Consider the following 5073-nt stretch of genomic DNA (forward strand, 5'->3'; position numbering starts at 1 on the left):
TATCATCTCCGCTCAATTAGTTGCGATTCCTGTAGGAGTTCGCTTCGCCAATATTGATAAATAGAAACAATCGCGCGATCCGTGGGGGTAGGCACGGGGTATTACCCATACAAATTTTGCGAATCATTGAGGATTGCTATACATACATAAAATTGGTTTGTAACTGAAGACTTCATTTCTCAAAAAAATATCAGAATTGAAGTCCTCCCAACAAACCTTTGCCTCTTAAAAAACCTTAAGAAATTTTATTATTTCTTTCTGCTCCTTCTCTGCGAACCTCTTTTCGGCAATCGTTTAATTTCAGTTGCGCCTCCGGTAATTTCTAATTCTTCTACAACTTCTAAATCAACAACTTCAACACCGCCCTCGCTGATTGTTTCCGCTATCTCAACCTCCTCCAAATCCTGCTGATTTTCGATTAAATGCACCTCTAACCCAGCATCTATAATCGGCAAATCATCAATTTCTTGACTAATTTCAGCTTCTCCACTTACCTCCTCAATTCCCACCTGCGCTAAATTTTCCTGGCTGGCTAGATTAATTTCAGTTTCTCTAATTTTCTTCTCCACAAGCTGCGCCGATAACTGCTGATTTTCCCTTGACAACTGTTCAATTTTAGTCGCTTGAATTCTAAGCTGTTCGTTCAAAAGACGAATTTCTCGGTTTTGCTGCTGAATCGTATCTTCACCATCAGCAATCGTGCGATTCCTCTCTAATATCATTTCATTTCTAGTTTCTAATTCCAAAGCGCTCATAGCTGCTTTAATCACATTATAAAAATGAGGCTTAGAAACATCAATTTGTTTAGCATTGTGGCGACTTTTCCCCAAAAGCCCAATCTTTTCGCCTTGCTTAACAGCTAACACAAAACCTTGATGATTTTTAATTTTTAATTCTTTGACAAAATCAACTTGAACTAAACTGCAAATATATTTGTGACAATCATAATAAAATTCTGCTTTCATGCAAAAGCACCCCTTTCTGCTACAGTGCCGAAGAATTATAACACGAAGAACGTTAAATCTAGAATAAAATTTTAAACGCTGTGGTGCGCGCCGATCGCCCTACGATACTGTCCAATGTATGAAATGTCAAGAGTTGCTGCTAGAATTCATCAAAAATAAAGAATGTATAGCCGATAATTGCCTTATTTACTGATATATGCCCTTGTCAATCCGTAACGATAATAAGCCGTTTCTAAATCAACTATTTCATCCTTAACTTGAGGTGCTAATTCAAACAAGCTTAACTGAATTGGCAGATCGTGGTTTTTTGCTTGGTTAAACTTGCTCAAAAGTCTTGCTTCTAAATCCTGGTGCGACTCTAAAGTTCCATCGGACAGAATGTGCTTAATTTGCAAATTAAATGCTTTGAGTTTGTGGCAAACTAAAATAGTGCGGTGACAAGTTATCGGGTCTTTTTCGGCACACATTAAACTAATTTTATAATTGGCTGCGCCTTTGAGCAAGCGCTGAATTCCGGCATAAAATAGAGGAGTTGTTGCTATGCGATCGTACAAAGCTTTACCCTCAGTATCATAACAGCTTAAATCTTCCGGCCTCGCACCCAATTCTTTACCTAAAAAAACATATTGAATGCCCGCTGCTGACAAAAAAGCGGTAATTTCAGATTTATTGAAATGAGGTAAATAGCGGCTGAAAGGATGCGAGCGCACGTCCGCAACCGCTGTTATTCCGTGTTTCTTCAGCAGCAAAAGAAACGATTCAATACTCTGATTGGAGTGTCCGATCGTAAATAATTCCATTGCTTCTATAGCGGTTGGATCGCGTTGTGAAGATAGCCCTATGCCCTATGCCCTATGCCCTATGCCCTATGCCCTATGCCCACCCTTCGACTTTGCTAGGGGGACGAGAGTTTGTGTCGCCCGATGGTTTCAATCTGCAGACTTCAACTTGTGGGTTTTTTTACCAGCTTTTGAATCAAAATTTGCAAACCCAGCAGCATTAAACCGACAGCCGCGAACCCAAACACGCCCGTACCCAAAGCCACAATTCCTACTACTAAAGTTCGCACGGCACCACTAATTTTAACCGCAGTAAGATTGGTGGAAAGCAGCGGCTTGCTAGCAAAACTTAGAGCGATCGACACAGTTAGCGAATACAAACCATAAGTAAAAGCGCTAGCCATCAGCGAACCGATTACGCACCGCAAAACCGTAGGCTGCCGCCCAGATGCAGGCGCTTCATCTCCAGCAGAATTTGGAGGTTGGGAATTAGAATTTGGATTAGTTAAATCAGCCATTGCAATTTTAGATTTGAGATGTGAGATTTTAGCGCTGTGGTTAGTTCACCAAAACAAAAATCTGTGTTTGATGCCATTTTATCAGTTATTCGATCTCAATAGACTCTGCGCGAAGTTAGATATATCGGGGTCGATCGCCCCATCGGCGTTTAACGGGCGATCGCGATCGCACCACCTGCGAGTTACACCCTCGGAACCGGCGGTTTCGTATCATTTCCCTCTGAACAAATCCGAATTCCAGTATTGCTAAACTTGGCTACCCAAAAATCCAAATCGGGAGAAGCGATCGCACTTTTCACCCGTTCCACAATCTGCTGAGCCTGCTCTTGAGACTCGCAGAGTGCAAACACCGTCGGCCCGGAACCCGACATCATCGTTCCCAAAACCCCCGCCGACTCAAATGCTTCTCGCAGTTGCAACACCTGCGGGTACACGGGTAAAGCCACTTTTTCTAAATCGTTGTGCAGCAACTGACCAATTTTCGATCGATCTTTTTGGGCGATCGCCCCCACCATCGGCCCCGAATGCAGCCGTTCCCGGCGACAGTCCAAATCCTCCGATCCACAATAGGAACTACTGAACTGCTGGCGATAAGTTTGATACGACCATGCCGTAGAAATACTGAGATTGCGGTACTTCGCCAGCACCACAGAAAAACCTCCCAAATCCGGCAGCGGCGACAGTTTATCCCCGCGTCCGGTTGCCAAAGCCGTACCTCCACCAATGCAAAAAGGCACATCCGAACCCAAAGTTCCCCCCAACTCTTGCAACTCCGACTGAGTGAGTCCCAACTGCCACAGCAAATTCATCCCGACTAAAACCGCAGCCGCATTTGCCGAACCCCCGGCGAGCCCCGCCGCCACCGGAATCTGTTTGTGAATCGCAATCTCGACTCCGCCGTATTTCGCCAAAGCATCGGGGAATTGCTGCGCCAACAAATCCGCCGCCCGGTAAGCCAAATTATTTTTATCAGGAGGAACTTGCGGGTGATCGCAGCGCACGCGAATCGTGTCCGTACCGATCGCCCGCAAGTCAATTCGATCGGCCAAATCTATGCTTTGAAGTACCATCGCCAGTTCGTGATATCCGTCGGGGCGATCGCCTATTATTTCCAAATACAGATTGATTTTTGCTGAAGCTAGGAGAGAATATGAACGCATAGGTAATTAAGCCGCAGGTGAAAGAAACACCTGGTTGAAATTAATTGATACCAGTCCGAGTCCATTTTCTCACAACTCAAAGGAAATATTATGCAAGAACTGTGGAAAACTTTTTTTAGTTCCGGGTCATTTATTCCTCACGGGCACTGCTATCTCTGGCAGACCAAGTTAGTCTGGCTTCACGTAGCCTCAGATTCGATCATTGCACTGGCGTATTTTTCCATCCCGATTACACTAATTTATTTTATTTCGCAACGCAAAGATTTGCCCTTTGACTGGATTTTTGCCATGTTTGGAGCCTTTATCGTCGCCTGCGGGATCACTCACATATTTGAAGTCTGGACGCTGTGGCATCCTACCTATTGGCTTTCAGGAACCGTCAAAGCAATTACCGCCACCATTTCCTTCGCTACAGCCATACTTTTAGTAGAATTAATCCCGCAAGCCCTAGCCCTTCCCAGTCCCGCCCAATTAGAACTAGCAAACAGCCTCCTCGAAGCAGAAATAGTCGAGCGCCAATCAGCAGAAACCGCACTCAAACAAGCTAAAGACGAGCTAGAAATTAGAGTTGAAGAACGCACGGAACAACTCAAACAACAAACTCTACACTTAGAACAAACTTTGTTAGAATTGCAGCAGACTCAAGCCAAGCTAATTCAAAGCGAAAAAATGTCATCTCTGGGGCAAGTAGTAGCTGGTGTCGCCCACGAAATCAACAATCCAGTCAACTTCATTTACGGCAATCTGACTCCCGCTGGCGAGTATGCAAATAATCTGCTGGAACTGGCCGATATCTACAAACAGCACTATCCCAATCCCCTACCGATAGTTAAACAAAAACTCCAATCTCTGGATTTAGATTTTATCAGAGAAGACTTGCCAAAAATCTTATCTTCCATGAAAACAGGGGCGGACAGAATCCGCGATATTGTCAAATCGCTGCGGACTTTTTCGAGGCTTGACGAAGCAGAAATGAAATTAGCTGACATTCACGAAGGTATTGACAGTACCCTGGTGATGCTGCAAAACAGGCTGAATCCCAAACCTGGTTTTCCAGGTATTGAAATTATTAAAGACTACGGCAATTTACTGAAAGTCGAGTGCTATCCCGGACAGCTCAATCAGGTATTTATAAATATATTCAATAACGCTATTGATGCTTTTGAAGAAAATAATGAAAAACCACAACTTGCCAGCGAAAATCATCTCAAAATTATCAAAATTTCTACCAAAATTGTAGGCGAAAAATGGGTAGAGATCGGAATTTTTGACAGCGGATCTGGAATTAGCGAGGAGGTAATAGAGCAGATATTTAACCCTTTTTTTACAACCAAACCTGTAGGTAAAGGTACGGGACTGGGTTTGTCGATCTGCTATCAAATTATCACCGAAAGACACAAAGGAGAATTGGAGTGTATTTCAGCACCGGGAAAGGGTACGGAATTTATTATTAAAATTCCGATTAGTGTTAAAGAATCATTGAACAATTAAAAGTCAGCATTCATCGGTCATTTGTCATTAGTCATATAGCAATCCTAAGTGATTTACTCGTTCTACTCGTTACCAGGCTCTGCCTGGTAACGCAGATAGGCGAGGCTCTGCCTCCATTTTCGCAGGAGGCTCTTCAAAAGTGACATCGATTCCTAGGCTC

General features: G+C 43.6%; 5 protein-coding genes. 1 reads left to right on the forward strand and 4 read right to left on the reverse strand.

The genetic code is table 11. The features are described from left to right. Positions 1–248: 248 nt before the first annotated feature. The 4 genes from WBA89_RS29145 to ispE form a co-directional block, all read right to left on the reverse strand. The gene (locus WBA89_RS29145; RefSeq protein WP_424411103.1) at positions 249–965 is read right to left on the reverse strand and encodes a hypothetical protein; all 717 of its coding nucleotides are present in this window, start codon (positions 963–965) and stop codon (positions 249–251) included. A gap of 182 nt (positions 966–1147) precedes the next feature. Beyond that, positions 1148–1765: a DUF488 family protein gene (locus tag WBA89_RS29150; protein WP_424411104.1), complete on the reverse strand. Its 618-nt coding sequence runs from the start codon at positions 1763–1765 to the stop codon at positions 1148–1150. A gap of 143 nt (positions 1766–1908) precedes the next feature. Then, the gene (locus WBA89_RS29155; RefSeq protein ID WP_424411105.1) at positions 1909–2262 is read right to left on the reverse strand and encodes a DUF3082 domain-containing protein; all 354 of its coding nucleotides are present in this window, start codon (positions 2260–2262) and stop codon (positions 1909–1911) included. Positions 2263–2444: 182 nt separating this feature from the next. Continuing rightward, entirely contained in the window at positions 2445–3422 is a 978-nt protein-coding gene (ispE, locus tag WBA89_RS29160; RefSeq protein ID WP_424411106.1) for a 4-(cytidine 5'-diphospho)-2-C-methyl-D-erythritol kinase, read from the reverse strand. A 90-nt stretch (positions 3423–3512) separates the two neighbouring features. Between ispE and WBA89_RS29165 the strand changes: the two genes are divergently transcribed. Further along, positions 3513–4913, forward strand: coding sequence for a sensor histidine kinase (locus tag WBA89_RS29165; RefSeq protein WP_424411107.1), 1401 nt, complete (start codon positions 3513–3515; stop codon positions 4911–4913). The last annotated feature ends 160 nt before the right edge of the window (positions 4914–5073 follow it).

The sequence above is a fragment of the Microcoleus sp. genome (genome assembly GCF_049646505.1).
Taxonomy (GTDB): Bacteria; Cyanobacteriota; Cyanobacteriia; order Cyanobacteriales; family Microcoleaceae; genus Microcoleus.

Coding starts and splice junctions, on each gene's coding strand:
- WBA89_RS29145 (WP_424411103.1), bottom strand. CDS start 965: ATGAAAGCAGAATTTTATTATGATTGTCACAAATATATTTGCAGTTTA.
- WBA89_RS29150 (WP_424411104.1), bottom strand. CDS start 1,765: ATGGAATTATTTACGATCGGACACTCCAATCAGAGTATTGAATCGTTT.
- WBA89_RS29155 (WP_424411105.1), bottom strand. CDS start 2,262: ATGGCTGATTTAACTAATCCAAATTCTAATTCCCAACCTCCAAATTCT.
- ispE (WP_424411106.1), bottom strand. CDS start 3,422: ATGCGTTCATATTCTCTCCTAGCTTCAGCAAAAATCAATCTGTATTTG.
- WBA89_RS29165 (WP_424411107.1), top strand. CDS start 3,513: ATGCAAGAACTGTGGAAAACTTTTTTTAGTTCCGGGTCATTTATTCCT.